Origin of the sequence: Lachnospira rogosae (ex Hitch et al. 2025), from assembly GCF_040096455.1 — a bacterium.
Classification (GTDB): Bacteria; Bacillota; Clostridia; order Lachnospirales; family Lachnospiraceae; genus Lachnospira; species Lachnospira rogosae.
In genome coordinates this window covers 60,779-78,205 of record NZ_JBBMER010000002.1, presented here as the reverse complement: position 1 = coordinate 78,205, position 17,427 = coordinate 60,779, and the positions used below count along the sequence as shown (strand labels likewise).

Below are 17,427 nucleotides of genomic sequence, written 5' to 3'. Positions count from 1 at the left end.
ATTATATGCGTTATCATTTCAATAATTGATAATAAGTAAATGCAATGAAGAGGAATATTAGATAAGGACCAGCTTCAGAGAACTGTCGGAAGGTGCGAGACAGTGAAAGGAACTTATTGAACTCACCTTGGAGCTGCTACCCGAAATTATATCAGCAGGATATAAGAGTAGACGTAGACGGAAGCCAACCGTTATAGTGGACAGAATATAATGCAATATGCACGTATTCGGTGAGAGCGCAATTATTAATTGCGAATAAGAGTGGTAACGCGTGAGATTATATCTTTCGTCTCTTAGAGGTTAAGGCCTTTGGAGATGAAAGATTTTTTTTGTATAATTTACTTATTATGCTAATATAATTAATATATCAGGAGGATAATGCAATGTTTGATTACAGACAGTATAAGAGAGGTTATTTTATGCCACCGGTTGAGTGTAACGACTGGGTAAAGAAGGAGTATATTGACAAAGCACCAGTATGGTGTTCAGTGGATTTAAGAGATGGTAATCAGGCTTTAGTTGAGCCTATGAGTCTTGATGAAAAGCTTGAATTCTTTAATAAGCTTATTAAGGTTGGATTTAAGGAAATTGAGATTGGTTTCCCGGCAGCATCAGAGACAGAGTATGAGCTTTGCCGTACACTTATTGAGAAGAATATGATTCCTGATGATGTTACAATTCAGGTGCTTACACAGGCAAGACCGCATATTATTAAGAAGACTTTTGAAGCTGTAAAGGGTGCACCAAGAGCGATTGTACATGTATACAATTCGACATCTCTTGCACAAAGAGAGCAGGTATTCAGAAAATCTAAAGAAGAAATCAAACAGATTGCAATTGAGGGTGCTAAGCTTCTTAAAGAACTTGCAGAAGCAGATGGCGGTAATTTCCTTTTTGAATATAGTCCTGAAAGCTTTACAGGAACAGAGCCAGAATACGCACTTGAAGTGTGTAATGCAGTTATAGATATATGGCAGCCAACACCCGATAAGAAGTGTATAATTAATCTTCCTGCTACAGTAGAGATGTCACTTCCACATGTATTTGCAAGTCAGGTTGAATATATGAGCAAGAATCTTCATAATCGAGAAAATGTAGTTGTATCACTTCATCCACATAATGACAGAGGAACAGGCGTTGCAGATGCAGAGCTTGGTATGCTTGCAGGTGCAGACAGAATAGAAGGTACATTATTTGGCAATGGTGAGAGAACTGGTAATGTGGATATTGTTAATCTTGCTATGAATATGTACGCACAGGGCGTTGACCCGGAATTGGATTTTTCTAATATGCCAGAGCTTGCAGAGATGTTTGAACGTCTTACACAGATGAAGATAGATGACAGACACCCATACTGTGGTAAGCTTGTATTTGCAGCATTCTCTGGTTCACATCAGGATGCCATATCTAAAGGTATGCACTATAGAATTGAACAGGATCCATCTAAGTGGACAGTTCCATATCTTCCAATTAATCCAGAAGATGTTGGACGTACATATGACTCAGACGTAATCAGAATTAACAGCCAGTCAGGTAAGGGCGGAGTTGCTTATGTTCTTGAGCATAATTATGGAATGATTATTCCAAAGGCTATGAGAGAAGACCTAGGTTATGCTGTTAAAGATGTATCGGATGTTAACCATAAGGAACTTGCAGCAGATGAGGTTCTTGAGATATTTGAGAGGCGTTATAAGAAGTTCACACCGGTATTCAAGATTTCAGAAGTCCATTTCAAGCAGATTGATGGTATCCAGACAGAAGTTACAATTGAGGCTGATGGAAAGACAACAGTAGTAGAAGCGGGTGGTAATGGTCGTCTTGATGCTGTAAGTAATGCACTTTCAAAGCATTTTGGAAAGCCTTGTGATGTAATATGCTATGAGGAACATTCATTAAAGCAGGGTTCTGATTCAAGTGCTATTGCATATGTAGGAATTAAGGGTGATGATGGTAAAGAATACTTTGGCATAGGTATCGACCACGATATCATAAGAGCTTCAATTGATGCGGTAGAATCAGCAATGAACAGAAGTATGACTGAGTAGAGAATAATATCAGTATAAATATTGTATCTGCGTATATGAACATATTTGCAGAGATATAATTATGTGCTTCCTTTAAACAGACAGGAGATATAGTAATATTTCCTTCTGTTTAGAAAGGAAGCCTTTTTATGTAATGGATAATTTTATCGGAATTTACTATTACATAAAAGGAACTATGTGCTGGTGATATGTACCCATATGAAGCTGTAGTCAGTTGCAGGCGACCGCGTCCGGTTAGGGAATGTGCTTTGCATATTCTTTTCTATTTTATATTCTTTTTTAGTAATAACTGGATTTTTGACTTACCAGCTGTTATAATCTTATAGTTAATGAATTAATTCTGAAAGGAATGAATATATGAGTAAGATTATTCTTGCATCTGGTTCACCAAGACGCAAAGAACTGCTGGAACAGATAGGAATAGAATTTGATATAATTACGAGTGATGTTGATGAGACAACTTTAATTACACAGCCGGATGAATATGTGAAATATCTATCAAGGATTAAGGCACAGGCTGTATGGGATATGGTAAAAGATGATGATGATTACAGGAATGAAGATGTTGTAGTTATAGGTGCAGATACAATCGTAAGCCATAAGGGACATATTCTTACAAAACCTAAGGATACGGGTAATGCTTTTGATATACTTAAGGAACTGGCTGGTGATTGTCATCAGGTGTATACAGGTGTTACACTTATCAAGAATAATAATGTTGTAAGTAACTTTGCAGAAAAGACAGATGTATACTGTAATGATATTAGTGATAATGAGATAAGAGAATATATAAGTACAGGTGAGCCAATGGATAAAGCAGGGGCTTACGGAATTCAGGGGAGATTTGCAGCATTTATTGGAAAGATAGACGGTGACTATAATAATGTTGTCGGACTTCCGGTTGCAAGGGTATATCAGGAGTTAAAGTTATGGTTAAATTAATTGCAAGTGATCTTGATGGTACAATACTAAGAAAAGGTGCCCAGAGTGTAGAACCATCTACAATTAAAGCGATTGAACAGCTTGTTAATAAAGGAATGTACTTTGCACCTGCCAGCGGAAGACAGATAGTAAGCCTGAAAAGGCTTTTTGAGCCTGTAAGCGATAAGCTTGTATACATTGCTGAGAATGGAGCATTATGTGAATATAAGGGTGAGGTTATTGCCAAGACACCAATGGATAGAAAGCTTGCTCTTGAGATAATAGAAGATGTATATGAACAGCCTGATTGCGAGGTGCTTATATCAGGTCAGCATACAGCATATATCAAGCCTAAGACAGAAGAATATCATTATAGAATGACCAAGGTTGTTAATTATAAGACTACGCTTATTGATAAATTCACAGATGTAGATGAAGATATATTAAAGATTGCGGTATGTGATTTAAGCGGAATTGATAATTCCAAGGAACATTTCTTTAGCAAATGGAATGGCAAAGCTTCAATTACAGTTTCAGGAGATTTATATCTTGATTTTATGGAGAGCAGCGTTACCAAAGGAAAAGCAATGCATCAGCTTCAGCAGTACTTTGGATTGTCAGAAGATGAATGTATGGCATTTGGCGACAATTATAATGATATTGATATGCTTAAGTCAGTAAAATATGCGTATGTTATGGATACAGCATGTGAGGATATCAAGAAATATGCATATGACACAACTGAATGGGTTGAAGGCACACTAAGAAAAGAGTTTAATATATAAGATAATGTTTGTAGAAATGAGGAGTATTATTATGGAAAAACATATGAAAGAATGTGCAAAGGTATTTTTAAGAGATCAGAAGAAGCTTTTTGATGAGCCGGTTGTATATGATTTAGAGGAGGCAGAAGATTTTCTTGAGGAATGCTTTGCACAGTATTGCAGTAATATTAAAGAATTAAGACAGATTATGGACGATGAGGGAATGGATGTATCAGAACTTTCTGATGCAGAGCTTGAGGAACAGCTTGAAGTGTTCAAGCTTGATAATAACGGCGGATATTTCTTCGTAGAGGCATAGTTGGGCTGATATGAGAATAACAATATGCTGTGTAGGCAAAGTAAAGGAAAAGTTCTATTGTCAGGCAATAGATGAGTACAGTAAAAGGTTGTCAAGATACTGCAAGCTTGAGGTAAAAGAGGTGGCAGATGAGAAGACACCTGATAATGCAAGTGATACTGTTAATGATATAATAAAGGCTAAAGAGGGAGAAAGACTTCTTTCGTGCATAAAAGATGAAGCATATGTGATAGCTCTGGCAATTGATGGTAAAATGCTTGATTCTGTACAGTTATCACAGAAAATAGATAATCTTGGAATATCAGGAAAGAGTGATATTGTCTTTGTTATAGGAGGTTCATTAGGGCTTGATAAAAGGGTTCTTGACAGGGCTGATTTCAAGCTTAGTTTTTCGCCTATGACATTTCCACATCAGCTTATGAGAGTAATTCTTCTTGAACAGATATATAGAAGCTACAGAATTATGAAGAATGAACCTTATCACAAATAACCAGAATGGAGAAGTTATGAAAAGAAATAAGAAAAGATTAATAACAGCACTTATCATTATTGTAGCTGTGGCTGCGGTATTAGTATTTATGAAGTTCTTTAATGGTAATTTATTATATATTTCAACTGGTATGGGAAAATCTGTTGTTATGAAGGTTGATGGACAGAAGACTTATACATTTGAGGCAGAAGTATTAATGTCAGATGCTAAGAAACAATATGAAGATATGTTTGGAAGCAGTATATGGACAGAAGATATTGACGGACAGCCGTTTGAGGAATATATAAAAGAACAGATAAGAGTAAAGCTTATAAGAGTAAGATGTATGAATTCTATGGCTAAAGAAAGAGGAGTAGTTCTTGGAAGAGAAGAAAAGAATGAAACAGCTAAGGCAGCAGAACAGTATTTTGATGGTCTTACAGAAGAACAGAAGAGCCAGTATGATATCACAGAGGATAAGGTTAATCAGATGTTTACTGAATTTGCAATCGCTTCAAAGCTTTACAATGATGTAACTTCACTTATGGATATTGAAGTGAGTTCAGATGATGCAAGAGTAATAAATATACAATATATTGTAACAGACTCAAAGGAAGAAATTGACAAAGCTTATGCAGAATTAAATGAGGGCAATTCATTCTTTGCAATTGCCAAGAAATATAATGCTGACGGCGAATATGAATATGAACTTAGAAGAGGCGAGATGGCTAAAGCATTTGAAGATACAGCTTATTCACTTTCAACAGGCCAGACAAGCGGAATCGTAGAAGCTGACGGAAGATTTTATATAATAAGATGTACGTCAGATAATGATAAAGCGAAGACAGAGGTTAATAAGTCATCAATTCTTGAAAAGAAGAAGTTAGAGGCATTTAATGATAAATTTGAACAATATGAGTCTTCAAAGTATGTTGAAATTAACAAAGATGAATGGAATAAGTTAAAAGTTTCTTCTGCACCATCTTTTAATGTAAGATTTGAGGATTTATTTAATTCAATAACAATTAATTAGAGTAGTACAGGAGTGTAGAATATAATGGCAGCAAAATATGATGCAAATAGTATATCAATTCTTGAAGGTCTTGAAGCTGTAAGAAAAAGACCAGGAATGTATATAGGAAGTGTTGGAACTAAAGGACTTAACCACCTTATATATGAGATAGCTGATAATGCAGTTGATGAACACCTTGCGGGTTACTGTAGCGAGATTACAGTAACCCTTAATAATGATGGAACTGCTACTATTATAGATAATGGACGAGGTATTCCTATAGGAATTCATCCAAAGGCAGGCATACCTGCAGTTGAGGTAGTATTTACAGTGCTTCACGCAGGTGGTAAGTTCGGTGATGGCGGGTATAAGATATCAGGCGGACTTCACGGTGTAGGTGCGTCAGTAGTTAATGCACTCTCAGTTTGGCTTGAAGTAGAGATAAAGGTTGATGGTGGTGTATACAGGCAGCGTTATGAAAGAGGAAAGGCAGTAGCACCACTTGAAAAAGTGGGAACATGCAGAAAGAATGATACAGGAACTAAAGTAACATTTCTTCCTGATGGTGAGATATTTGAAAAGACAAGATTTAAGTCAGATGCAATAAAGAGCAGAATGCACGAGACAACTTATCTTAATCCGGGACTTACAATACATTTTGAGGATAAGAGAAGTGGAAGCGAGGAAAAGATTACATATTCAGAACCAGATGGTATCAAGGCATATGTAAAGGAACTTAACAATGGCAAGGAAGCTGTGACGGATATTATCTATTTTAAGAAGAGTGAAGACGGCATAGAGGTAGAGTGTGCTTTCCAGTATGTTAATGAGTTTGAGGAAAATATTCTTGGTTTTTGTAATAACATATACACTCAGGAGGGGGGAACTCATATTACAGGATTTAAGTCTAAGTTCACTATGATTATTAATCAGTATGCAAGGGAGTTAGGTGTTCTTAAAGAAAAGGATAATAACTTTACCGGTCTTGATGTAAGAAATGGTATGACAGCAATTGTGGCTATCAAGCACCCTGCACCAAGATTTGAAGGCCAGACTAAGACTAAGCTTGATAATCCGGATGCGGGAACAGTTGTAAGTGCGGTTACAAGTGATGAGGTACAGTTATATTTTGATAGAAATCTTGAACAGTTAAAGTCAGTAATAGCCTGTGCCGAAAAGTCTGCAAAGATAAGAAAGGCAGAGGAGAGAACGAAGACTAATCTTTTATCTAAGTCTAAGTTCTCAATAGATTCCAATGGTAAGCTTGCTAACTGTGAGAGCAAGAAGTCAGAGGAATGTGAGGTGTTTATAGTCGAGGGAGATTCTGCGGGTGGTTCAGCCAAGACAGCAAGAAACAGACGTACTCAGGCTATACTTCCAATAAGAGGTAAGATACTTAATGTAGAGAAGGCTTCTATTGATAAGGTGCTTGCTAATGCCGAGATTAAGACTATGATTAACTCATTTGGCTGTGGCTTCCTTGAAGGTTACGGCAATGATTTTGATATAAGCAAGTTAAGATACGATAAGATTATCATTATGACAGATGCCGATGTTGATGGTGCACATATTGATACACTTCTGCTTACATTTTTCTATAGATTTATGCCTGAACTTATTAATCAGGGACATGTGTACATAGCTACACCACCGCTTTACAGGGCTGAACTTAAGAAAGTACCTAAGGCAGACAAAGCTTCTAAGAAGGCAGAAGGAACTAAGACGAAGGTAGATAAGAGCAGGACAGTACAGTATCTTTATGATGATAAAGCACTGGAAAGGTATAAAGAGCTTCACGCAAGTGGAACATTTACTCTGCAAAGATATAAGGGGCTTGGCGAGATGGACCCTGAACAGTTATGGGAAACTACACTTAATCCAGAGACAAGAATATTAAAGCAGGTAGAGATAGAGGATGCAAGAATGGCAACAGAGGTTACTTCTATGCTTATGGGAAGTGATGTGCCACCAAGAAGAGCATTTATACATGCACATGCTAATGAAGCGGAGATTGATGCATAAAAATGATATGATGTTGGGGTCAAAAGCCCACAACTATGATACCTACGGATTGTTCCGTGCTACGCACTCCCACAATCCTCCCTAATATTCGCATATCGTGGGACTATCATTCCACTTTTATGCTCATATTGGGGCGGGTCCCAAGGTCATTCACCCACATATGAGCAAGCTCATATGGGTTTAGACCTTTTGACCCTGGTATTATGATATATATTAATAAAAGTATTATACGGAGATAATAATGGCAGAGAATATTATTAAAACTGAATATTCTGAGCTGATGCAGAAGTCCTATATAGATTACTCAATGAGTGTTATAACAGCAAGAGCACTTCCGGATGTAAGGGATGGACTTAAGCCAGTACAAAGAAGAGTGCTGTATGCTATGGATCAGCTTGGTTTAAATTATGATAAACCTCATAGAAAGTCAGCGCGTATCGTAGGTGATGCAATGGGTAAATATCATCCACACGGCGACAGTTCTATATATGAAACACTTGTTGTGCTTTCACAGGATTTTAAAAAGGGAATGGCACTTGTTGACGGTCACGGCAATTTTGGTTCTATAGAAGGTGACGGTGCTGCGGCTATGCGATATACAGAAGCCAAGCTTAAGAAGTTCACACAGGATGTATATTTATCAGACTTGGATAAAGATGTAGTTGATTTTGTGCCTAACTTTGATGAAACAGAGAAAGAACCAGCAGTTCTTCCGGTAAGAATACCTAATCTGTTAGTAAATGGTGCTGACGGTATCGCAGTTGGTATGACAACTAATATTCCAACACATAATCTTTCAGAAGTTGTCGATGCAGTATGCGCATATATGGATAATGAAGATATAACTACAACTGAGCTTATGCAGTATATACCCGGACCTGACTTTCCTACAGGTGGACTTGTTATTAATAAGTCAGAGCTTGCAGGTATATATGAGACTGGTACAGGAAAGATAAAGTTAAGAGGAAAGGTTGTATATGAGCCAGCGGCAAGAAAAGGCGAGAAGGACAGGCTTGTAATAACAGAAATTCCTTATACAATGATAGGTGCTAATATTGGAAAGTTCATATCAGATATAGTGGATTTGGTTGAAACCAAGAAGACAACTGATATTGTTGATGTGTCAAATGAGTCATCAAAAGAAGGTATAAGAATAGTTCTTGAATTAAAGAAGAACACAGATATTGAAAATCTTAAGAACCTTTTATATAAGAAGACTAAGCTTGAAGATACATTTGGTGTAAATATGCTTGCTATAGTTGACGGCCGACCGGAAACTCTTGGGTTACGCCAGATAATAAAGCATCATATTGACTTCCAGTATGAGATAAATACAAGAAAATACACAACACTTCTTAATAAGGAGCTTGCCAATAAGGAGATTAAAGAAGGACTTATAAGAGCCTGCGATATAATCGATCTTATAATAGAAATTCTTCGTGGAAGCTCTAATCTTAAAATGGCAAAAGACTGCCTTATTAATGGTAATGTTGATAATATCAAATTCAAGTCAGAAGCTTCTAAGAATCAGGCGGCTAAGCTTGATTTTACAGAAAAGCAGGCTTCAGCCATACTTGAAATGCGCCTGTACAAGCTTATAGGTCTTGAGATACTTGCACTCCAGAAGGAATATGACGAATGTCTTTCAAAGATTGCAAAGTATGAAAAGATACTTGGCAGTAAGAAGGCTATGGCAAAAGTAATAAAGGACGACCTTGTAAGAATTAAGAAGGAATATGGTGTTGAACGAAAGACCGTAATAACTGATGCAAAGGTTGCAGTATTTGTTGAAAAAGAAGTTCCAGCACAGGAAGTTGTATTTATTATGGATAGATTTGGCTATGCAAAGACTATAGATACAGCTTCTTATGAACGTAATAAGGAAGCTATCTACAACGATTTTAAGTATGTATTTACCTGTATGAATACTGATAAAATATGTATATTTACGGATAACGGACAGCTTCACCAGATTAAAGTAAAGGATATTCCTTTCCTCACTAAGTTCAGGGACAAAGGTACTCCAATAGATAATCTTGGAAATTATGACAGCAGCGGTGAGCTTATTATATACCTGTGTGCATATGAAACTATCAAAAATCAGAAGCTGCTCTTTGTTACAAGTCAGGGCATGATGAAGATAGTTGACACGGTAGAATTTGATGTAGCCAAGAGAACGGTAGCTTCGACAAAGCTTCAGGATGATGACAAGATAGTAAGCATTGAAAAGGCTGACGTTCAGGTTGAAACGCTTTCTAAGTTTAATCTTGATGGCAGCAGAAGTGAAGTTGAAGAAATTGTAAGTAATAAAAATGTAATTGTACAGACAGCTAATGGTGTGTTCTTAAAGTTCCCTCTTTCTGAAATACCAGTTAAGAAGAAGAGTGCAGTAGGTGTCAGAGGTATTAAGCTTGGCAAAGACGATTATATAGAAGATATATTCATTATGGATGACGGAATGGAATTCACGATGGAATATAAAGGAAAGAAGATAGACTTTGCTAAGATGAAAATGGCACATAGAGACACAAAAGGCATAAAAGTCAGAGTGTAAATTATAATTTTGCTATTCATCGTATATAAATAACATTTCAACGCTATATAAGCGTAATAAAATCAGGACAATACAGCGTGGCGTATTCTGCTGCATTGTCCTGATTTTTATTTTTGAATAGAGCTATTTTATAGTTGATAAGAAATATTCGTGTATGCGTGTGTCGCCTGTTAATTCAGGGTGGAAAGAAAGTCCAATCTGATTATTGTATTTAGCGGCAACGATATGATTATCAACACTTGCAAGCACTTCAACACCATCGCTGACATTTTCGATATAAGGTGCTCTTATAAATGTCATAGGATAATTGCCGATATGCTTAATATCAGCGTTAGTTACAAAGCTTGAAAGCTGTCTTCCGTAAGCGTTACGTTTAATGGTGACAGGAAGCGTTCCTATATGGACTGTGTCATCGTCTGCTATATGTTCAGAGAGAAGTATAAGTCCAGCACAGGTTGCAAGTGTTGGAAGACCATTACTAATCATATTCTTAATGTCCTTCATCATATCAAGCTTGTTAAGTAACTGTCCCTGAACAGTACTTTCACCGCCAGGCAGTATCAGACCGTCTAATCCCTCTAAATCATCCCGTTGTCTTATTTCTATTGCTGTATGTCCGATTTCTTCAATCATATGCTCGTGTTCAATAAAAGCACCTTGGACAGCAAGTACACCTATCTTCATAGTAAGCCTCATTTCTATGTGCGATTATATTATTAACGTCCACGTTCTTCCATAATTATCTGTATTTCACTAGGATTGATACCTACCATAGCTTCGCCAAGGTCTTCTGATAACTTGGCAATAAGTGCTGCATCCTGATAGTTAGTAACAGCCTGAACGATAGCAGAAGCACGTTTTGCAGGATTACCAGACTTGAATATACCAGAACCTACGAACACACCCTCAGCACCAAGCTGCATCATAAGAGCAGCATCAGCAGGGGTTGCAACACCACCAGCGGCAAAGTTAACAACAGGAAGCTTTCCATTATCGTGCACATAAAGTACAAGGTCGTAAGGAACCTGTAACTGCTTAGCTTCCTCAAAGAGTTCATCTTTCTGCATAGATGTAATCTTGCGGATTTCAGAATTCATTTTTCTCATATGGCGTACAGCCTGAACAACATCACCAGTACCAGGTTCACCCTTAGTTCTAATCATAGAAGCCCCTTCGTTAATTCTTCTTAAAGCTTCGCCTAAGTCCCTTGCACCGCATACAAATGGTACATTGAACTGTGTCTTATCAATATGATAAATGTCATCAGCAGGAGAAAGTACTTCTGATTCATCAATATAATCAATCTCAATAGCCTGTAAAATCTGGGCTTCAACAAAATGACCGATACGGCACTTAGCCATAACAGGGATACTTACAGCTTCCTGAATTCCTTTAATCATCTTAGGGTCACTCATACGTGATACACCGCCAGCGGCTCTGATGTCAGCAGGTATTCTTTCAAGTGCCATAACAGCACAGGCACCAGCCGCCTCAGCAATCTTAGCCTGTTCAGGAGTTGTTACGTCCATAATAACTCCGCCCTTTAACATCTGTGCAAGTCCTTTGTTTAATTCATACTGAGAAGTAGTTGTCATAATTATTAACCTCATTTCTTTATATTTAAATGCTTTTTGTTAAATTGTTAAAATGCTCTGCCAGAACTACAAATATATTACATAGCAGTAACTTAATTAACTTGCGACTATAATAAGACTTATCTGATTATATTAAAATGTTCAATGTAAAGAAGTTTGATAATGTCAGGTGGTATTAAACTGACATTTAATTATAAGGGAGAAGATGAATGTGTAATAAGGTCAGATGTAATTATTGAATAAAAATATATAATTTTATATTTGACAATACAACATTTATGTTGTGCTCTAATAAAGTAAGAGGAAAATATTACGCAAAAATAATTAGCTGCATTGACAGGAAACAAACAGCAGGATATTTCCAGAATTGAGAAAAAGAAAAGTAATCCAACAATACGCACATTTAGTCATATACTTGAGGCTTTAGGTTATAAATTACAAATTGTAAAAAAGAAATCAATATAATATAATAATATATAAAGTTAAGATAGTATCTAATAAAGGAGGAGTATATGTATACATACAAAACAGAGATTTTAACGGTTGGCACTAAATGGCTTTCAGATAAGGCAGATGCTAATGATATTGCTATGTTAGACAATCTGATTAATGAGAGAGCAGCTGACGGCTGGGAGTTAGTCACTTATGATTATATGGCAACATCTATGCAGATTAAAGGAGCATTTGTTGTTACATTCAGAAAAGAAAAAGATGATATCTTTACCCAGTCATCAACTAATTTATTTGAAACCTTAGATGTGAGATACAGCATAACAGATAAGAAAGAATTAGAGAATTCTAATGGATTTGGCAATTATAGTATAAGAGCCGAGGAAGACAATTCTTATGTTATAAGTATAGGCGATTGCCGTTTTATTACAATCAGATTTAATATTGAAGAAGCTAAAGGCAGGCTTCACGGTGGCTGTGGTGCGGCAAGTATGCGTGAATATCTGGAGAATGAAGCGATGGCAGAAGAAACAGCCCCTCACCTTTTTGCTTATATAGGCAATAACAGGATAGATCTGGAAGAAGATATATATCCAAGTGAATTAACTATCAGGAATACACAGATGTCAGGCGGCTCTGGTGAAGATGCGGAGTTAATATTTGAACTGCATATCGTATTTACAAGACGTGGAATGGATTGGGATAAGACTTTGACATTTACTGTTCCTATGCACGGTGAAGCAAGATATAGATTTGATTATCTTACATCAACTTATGATAGTAAAGATGGTAAGGTTGAGAAATTCACATTTTAAAAATATTTAAAAATACCCTGTCATTATTGGCATATACTGGAAGTCCCAATATATAGTGGGTAGTGACAGGGCTTTTTATATTATTATGTTTGTTTATTAATTCTGAACTGTAGTTATTTAGGTTTTATTTTAAATGAGCTTTAAGTGAGTATATTTTATAGTGGTATATTTTATAATTTCTGGTTGTCCTTCATATACTCATCATAAAGTCCGATAACTTTATTCATAACCTCAGGGCCAGGTGCTCCGAGAGTAAGACGTTTTTCAACGCAGGTCTTTAAGCTGATAGCTTCGTATACATCTTCTTCAAATACAGGGCTTATCTTCTTGTATTCATCAAGTGAAAGGTCATCAAGTGCAATACCCTTGTCAATACACATAAGAACAAGCTGTCCTACAATACCATGTGCATCCCTGAAAGGAACCCCTTTCTTAACAAGGTAGTCAGCGGCATCAGTAGCATTAGTGAAGCCTTTTTTAGCTGAGTCTTCCATACGTGTATTATTGAATTTCATAGTATCAATCATACCCTTGAATAAGCTTACACAGCCCTTAACAGTATCTATAGCATCAAATGTAAGCTCTTTATCTTCCTGCATATCTTTATTATAGGCAAGAGGAATTCCCTTCATAGTTGTGAGGATACTCATAAGAGCACCATATACACGTCCAGTCTTACCACGGACAAGCTCAGCTATATCAGGGTTCTTCTTCTGTGGCATAATGCTTGAACCTGTACTGAAAGCATCATCTAATTCGATGAATTTGTATTCGTTAGAATTCCATATACATATTTCTTCAGAAAATCTGCTTAAATGCATCATAATAGTAGAGAGTGCACTTAAGAATTCAATAACATAATCTCTGTCTGATACAGAGTCCATACTATTAAGAGTAGGACCAGCAAATCCAAGAAGCTCGGCTGTCATCTCTCTGTTAAGGGGATATGTAGTTCCTGCAAGAGCACCAGCACCAAGAGGGCAGTAGTTCATTCTGTTATATATATCGTGAAGTCGGCTTCTGTCACGTCTGAACATTTCAAAGTAAGCAGAAAAATGATGAGCAACAGTTACAGGCTGTGCTTTCTGAAGATGAGTAAAGCCTGGCATATAAGTGTCAACATTTTCTTTGATTATTCTTAAGATAACTTCCATAAGCTCTCTTACTTCTTCATCAACATTTTTAACTTCATCGCGTGTATAAAGTCTCATATCAAGTGCAACCTGGTCATTACGGCTTCTGCCTGTGTGAAGCTTCTTTCCTGCATCACCGATACGCTCAATAAGGGTAGCTTCCATAAATGTGTGAATATCTTCATATTCATCAGTGATTTCAAGCTTTCCAGATTCTATGTCAGAAAGAATACCTTTTAAGCCGTCAGTAATCTGCTTTCCTTCATCTTCTGAGATAATACCCTGAGCAGCAAGCATTGTAGCGTGTGCAATGCTTCCCTGAATATCCTGCTTGTAGAACTTCTGGTCAAAGGAGATAGAAGCGTTAAAATTATTAACAAGCTCATTAGTTTCTTTAGTGAAGCGTCCGCCCCAAAGTTTCATATTGTACCTCTTTCCTGCACTTCGTTAGTGCTTATAATTAATTGTTAATAGAATGCCTGATTATTCTTCTGATGAATTAATCTCATCACTGTCAAGATTGTCGAAGTCATCAAGACTATCTAGCATATTTATATCATTATCACCCACGATATTTATATCCATAGCAGATGAAACATCTAAATCTGTGAGAGTATTATCAGCTAAATCATCAGATAATGCGTTGTAAGTATCATCAGCTTCAACAGCTTTATTTGTACTGGCGGCTTTTAATATATTTATTGTTATATTTTTCTTCTTTAATATATAAATACCGATTAATATAATAATACATAATGCTGTAATTAAGCAACCCTTAATAAGGTTCACAGGTGTATATTTTAATGTTATTTCGTGGCTGCCCTCACTTATCTGTACGCTTAAGAGAGCATCATAAAGGGCAGAGGTCTCTACTTTTCTGCCATCAATATATACCTTCCAGCCTTTATCGTAAGGAATGGAGAATATAAGGGTTGCGGCTTTATTAGCTGTTATAGTTCCCTTTATCTTGGTGTCTTTAAATGAAGTGATAGAAAGGGAACTGCCATTTAATATATTGTAAGCTTCTGTAAATCTTGAAGTTTCAAGTGTATACACGCTGGCATTCATTGCTGAATCGCCAGATATGACAACGGTATCTGCTGGAACGGCGTAGCCTAGGTCAATTATGTGATTGCCATTTTTAAGTCCTGAATAAGTATATTCAGAATTGTTAATAGTGGCAGTTACGTTGTCGCAGGTCGTATTTCTTACAACCATATACAGATGTCCTGCTTTTACAGGCTTAACTTCAAAGCTTGAGTCGGTGGCATTTTCATAAGTAAGTGTAAATACATTGGCAATGCCTGTAAGTGTCTGTATAAGCGAGTTCTGGTTCTCAATTCCTGTTCCATTGGCTTCTGATGGATTCCATTCGCCTGCATTATTATAGGTTATAAATCCAAGTGGAAGTGTATATTTATTCTCATAGACGAATTCGCCGTCATCTCCAACGTAATACTCGCGAAGAGAACTGCTTGTAAGTATACGGTTGGTAATTGTATATTTAACCGAGAATAAGCTTTCTGTAACAAGTGTAGCACCATTGTAGCCATAGGCATTCATTGAATGTTCAAAGCCAAGCTTTCCGAACAATTCTGACATTCCAGCACTTGAAGTTGATGAAAATGTTGATATTGAGTGGTAATTATGCCAAGCTCCGTCATTTTTTGAACGCGCACCAAACTTCTTATCCATTCGGTAAAATGATGTATCTTCATCTCTTACGGTCTGTGTCACAGATTTAATAGCATCATAATCTAAAAGATAAGAGGTTCTGTTAGTAGTTCCAATTCCTGTTGAATCCATATTGATAGTACATTCTATTATACAGACTATAAATGCAAGAAATACTGTTACAGGCAGCTTCCAGTTGGTCTTGTTATAGACAATCATAAGTCCTGCATACACAAGAATAAAAGCACCGCTTAAGTAAATTGCCTTAAAATCATAAGTTTCATCAACTGCAAATACCTGTTCAATAAGCACAAGAAGTCCTAAGCTTATCCATACGGCAATTCCTAACTGTCTGCTTGTCATCCGCTTTATATGGCTTAATGCCTCATAACACATTGTAAGCAGGAAGAAAATGTATATAAATGATTGTCTGCAAGGCAGGCTGTTAGGATAATGAAATCCGTGCCATATAAAATTAGGTATATTAAGGTTAAATGCTGTAAGGAAGACAAGCAGTAATACGGATTTGCCTATCTTTTCGCATAAATTGATGTCTTTGTCCATAACATAGAGAGGATAAAGAAGGAATACAGCAACGCCGCAGTATATGTTAGGGTAGTGTTCAAGTCCAAGGTGGACAGGAACATTTATTAATTGTCTAGTGAGCATATTTAATATGCTGAAATAAAGACTTAATTTCTTAGGAAATGCAATGTCACTTGAAGCTGATAAAGAAAATGTGTAGAACTCAGGCAGTAAAAGGCATGCCGCAAGCCCACCGGCAATCAGTGAGTAAAATGCAAATTTTAGAAATGTCTTAAAATAATTCTTGAAAGTACGTTCTTTTTTGTAGGCAGTTACAAGCACAATAAAATAAAGAACAACTGATAAACATACCATAATTGCAATATAGTAGTTAGTGAATATACATAATCCAAGACTTATGCAGTATAGAAAGCATTTATCTTCATTAACAAGTCTTTCAAGGCCAAGCATAATAAGAGGAACAAGTATAAGACAGTCAAGCCACATAATGTTCCAGCTATAAGCAGCTACATATCCGGAAAATGCGTAGAATAACCCGAATAAAGCTATACATATATTCTTGTTGGAAAAATGCCTGCTTATATAGTGGGTCATAGAAACGCTTGATAAAGATAACTTAAGGATTATGAGAGTATTCATAATCTCAATCATATATTTCTGTGGGAATAATACAATAATCCAGTTAGCAGGGCTTGCCAGATAGTACGCATATAAAGATGTGAAATTAGTTCCCATACCGATATCCCAGCTATAAGTAAGGCTTTCTGCGTTGCGGATTTTATACCATAGCTCAGAGAAAAATGGAGCGTACTGGTGATACATATCAGAACGCAGATAACAGTTATTGCCAAATGGAAATATTTCTCTTGCAAAATACAAGGCTGTAAATATTATAACTGGAATAAAAAATGCAATTATATATACGATATTTCCACACGGAATATTACCTGTATGTTCGTCAAATAAACTGAATTTGTGTCGATGCTTAGTCTGTTGGTTCAAAATTGCTTCCCCCTATGGATAATAATGCTTACATTTTACCAAAAACGGTATTTTATGTAAATGATATATGGTAATTATAATGATTATTTGTACAGTAATTTATATA

At 36.4% G+C, this 17,427-nt stretch carries 14 protein-coding genes and 1 other annotated feature; of the genes, 10 read left to right on the top strand and 4 right to left on the bottom strand.

Annotation, left to right across the window (positions count from 1 at the left end; translation table 11 throughout):
• Positions 1–35 precede the first annotated feature (35 nt).
• Positions 36–297: a binding site (T-box leader), on the top strand.
• A gap of 86 nt (positions 298–383) precedes the next feature.
• From WMO14_RS02775 to WMO14_RS02740, 8 genes are all read left to right on the top strand, one after another.
• On the top strand, positions 384–2,045 hold the full coding sequence (locus WMO14_RS02775) for a 2-isopropylmalate synthase (protein WP_090139763.1): 1,662 nt from the start codon (positions 384–386) through the stop codon (positions 2,043–2,045).
• A gap of 357 nt (positions 2,046–2,402) precedes the next feature.
• Positions 2,403–2,987, top strand: coding sequence for a Maf family protein (locus WMO14_RS02770; RefSeq protein WP_055174250.1), 585 nt, complete (start codon positions 2,403–2,405; stop codon positions 2,985–2,987).
• Positions 2,975–3,751, top strand: coding sequence for a Cof-type HAD-IIB family hydrolase (locus WMO14_RS02765; protein WP_055174251.1), 777 nt, complete (start codon positions 2,975–2,977; stop codon positions 3,749–3,751). The genes WMO14_RS02770 and WMO14_RS02765 overlap by 13 nt, the downstream gene beginning before the upstream one ends.
• Positions 3,752–3,782: 31 nt before the next feature.
• Positions 3,783–4,049, top strand: a complete 267-nt coding sequence (locus tag WMO14_RS02760) for a hypothetical protein (protein ID WP_022502094.1) — start codon at positions 3,783–3,785, stop codon at positions 4,047–4,049.
• A 10-nt stretch (positions 4,050–4,059) separates the two neighbouring features.
• A complete protein-coding gene (gene rlmH / locus WMO14_RS02755) occupies positions 4,060–4,539 on the top strand; it encodes a 23S rRNA (pseudouridine(1915)-N(3))-methyltransferase RlmH (RefSeq protein WP_055174252.1) in 480 nt (159 codons plus the stop codon).
• 16 nt (positions 4,540–4,555) lie between these two features.
• Positions 4,556–5,551, top strand: coding sequence for a peptidylprolyl isomerase (locus WMO14_RS02750; protein WP_172677769.1), 996 nt, complete (start codon positions 4,556–4,558; stop codon positions 5,549–5,551).
• A gap of 24 nt (positions 5,552–5,575) precedes the next feature.
• Positions 5,576–7,552, top strand: a complete 1,977-nt coding sequence (locus WMO14_RS02745) for a DNA gyrase/topoisomerase IV subunit B (RefSeq protein ID WP_022502092.1) — start codon at positions 5,576–5,578, stop codon at positions 7,550–7,552.
• 241 nt (positions 7,553–7,793) lie between these two features.
• Positions 7,794–10,106 carry a DNA gyrase/topoisomerase IV subunit A gene (locus tag WMO14_RS02740; RefSeq protein WP_349153228.1) on the top strand — a complete coding sequence of 771 codons (2,313 nt, stop codon included), beginning with the start codon at positions 7,794–7,796 and terminating at the stop codon, positions 10,104–10,106.
• 123 nt (positions 10,107–10,229) lie between these two features.
• Here the strand turns inward: WMO14_RS02740 and pdxT are convergent, their stop codons facing one another.
• Complete coding sequence (gene pdxT / locus WMO14_RS02735; RefSeq protein ID WP_022502090.1) at positions 10,230–10,790, bottom strand: pyridoxal 5'-phosphate synthase glutaminase subunit PdxT; 561 nt, start codon at positions 10,788–10,790, stop codon at positions 10,230–10,232.
• A gap of 32 nt (positions 10,791–10,822) precedes the next feature.
• On the bottom strand, positions 10,823–11,701 hold the full coding sequence (gene pdxS / locus WMO14_RS02730; protein ID WP_022502089.1) for a pyridoxal 5'-phosphate synthase lyase subunit PdxS: 879 nt from the start codon (positions 11,699–11,701) through the stop codon (positions 10,823–10,825).
• A 333-nt stretch (positions 11,702–12,034) separates the two neighbouring features.
• Between pdxS and WMO14_RS12905 the strand changes: the two genes are divergently transcribed.
• Together WMO14_RS12905 and WMO14_RS02725 are read left to right on the top strand one after the other, a co-directional pair.
• A complete protein-coding gene (locus WMO14_RS12905; protein ID WP_116443826.1) occupies positions 12,035–12,166 on the top strand; it encodes a helix-turn-helix domain-containing protein in 132 nt (43 codons plus the stop codon).
• Positions 12,167–12,213: 47 nt separating this feature from the next.
• Positions 12,214–12,966 (top strand): DUF4177 domain-containing protein, encoded by a 753-nt coding sequence (locus WMO14_RS02725; protein ID WP_242858674.1) that lies wholly within the window; start codon positions 12,214–12,216, stop codon positions 12,964–12,966.
• A gap of 170 nt (positions 12,967–13,136) precedes the next feature.
• Here WMO14_RS02725 and argH read toward each other — a convergent pair whose 3' ends face one another.
• Together argH and WMO14_RS02715 are read right to left on the bottom strand one after the other, a co-directional pair.
• Entirely contained in the window at positions 13,137–14,522 is a 1,386-nt protein-coding gene (gene argH / locus WMO14_RS02720; protein WP_055307157.1) for an argininosuccinate lyase, read from the bottom strand.
• Positions 14,523–14,582: 60 nt separating this feature from the next.
• Positions 14,583–17,321 (bottom strand): YfhO family protein, encoded by a 2,739-nt coding sequence (locus WMO14_RS02715; protein WP_349153227.1) that lies wholly within the window; start codon positions 17,319–17,321, stop codon positions 14,583–14,585.
• Between the last annotated feature and the right edge of the window lie 106 nt (positions 17,322–17,427).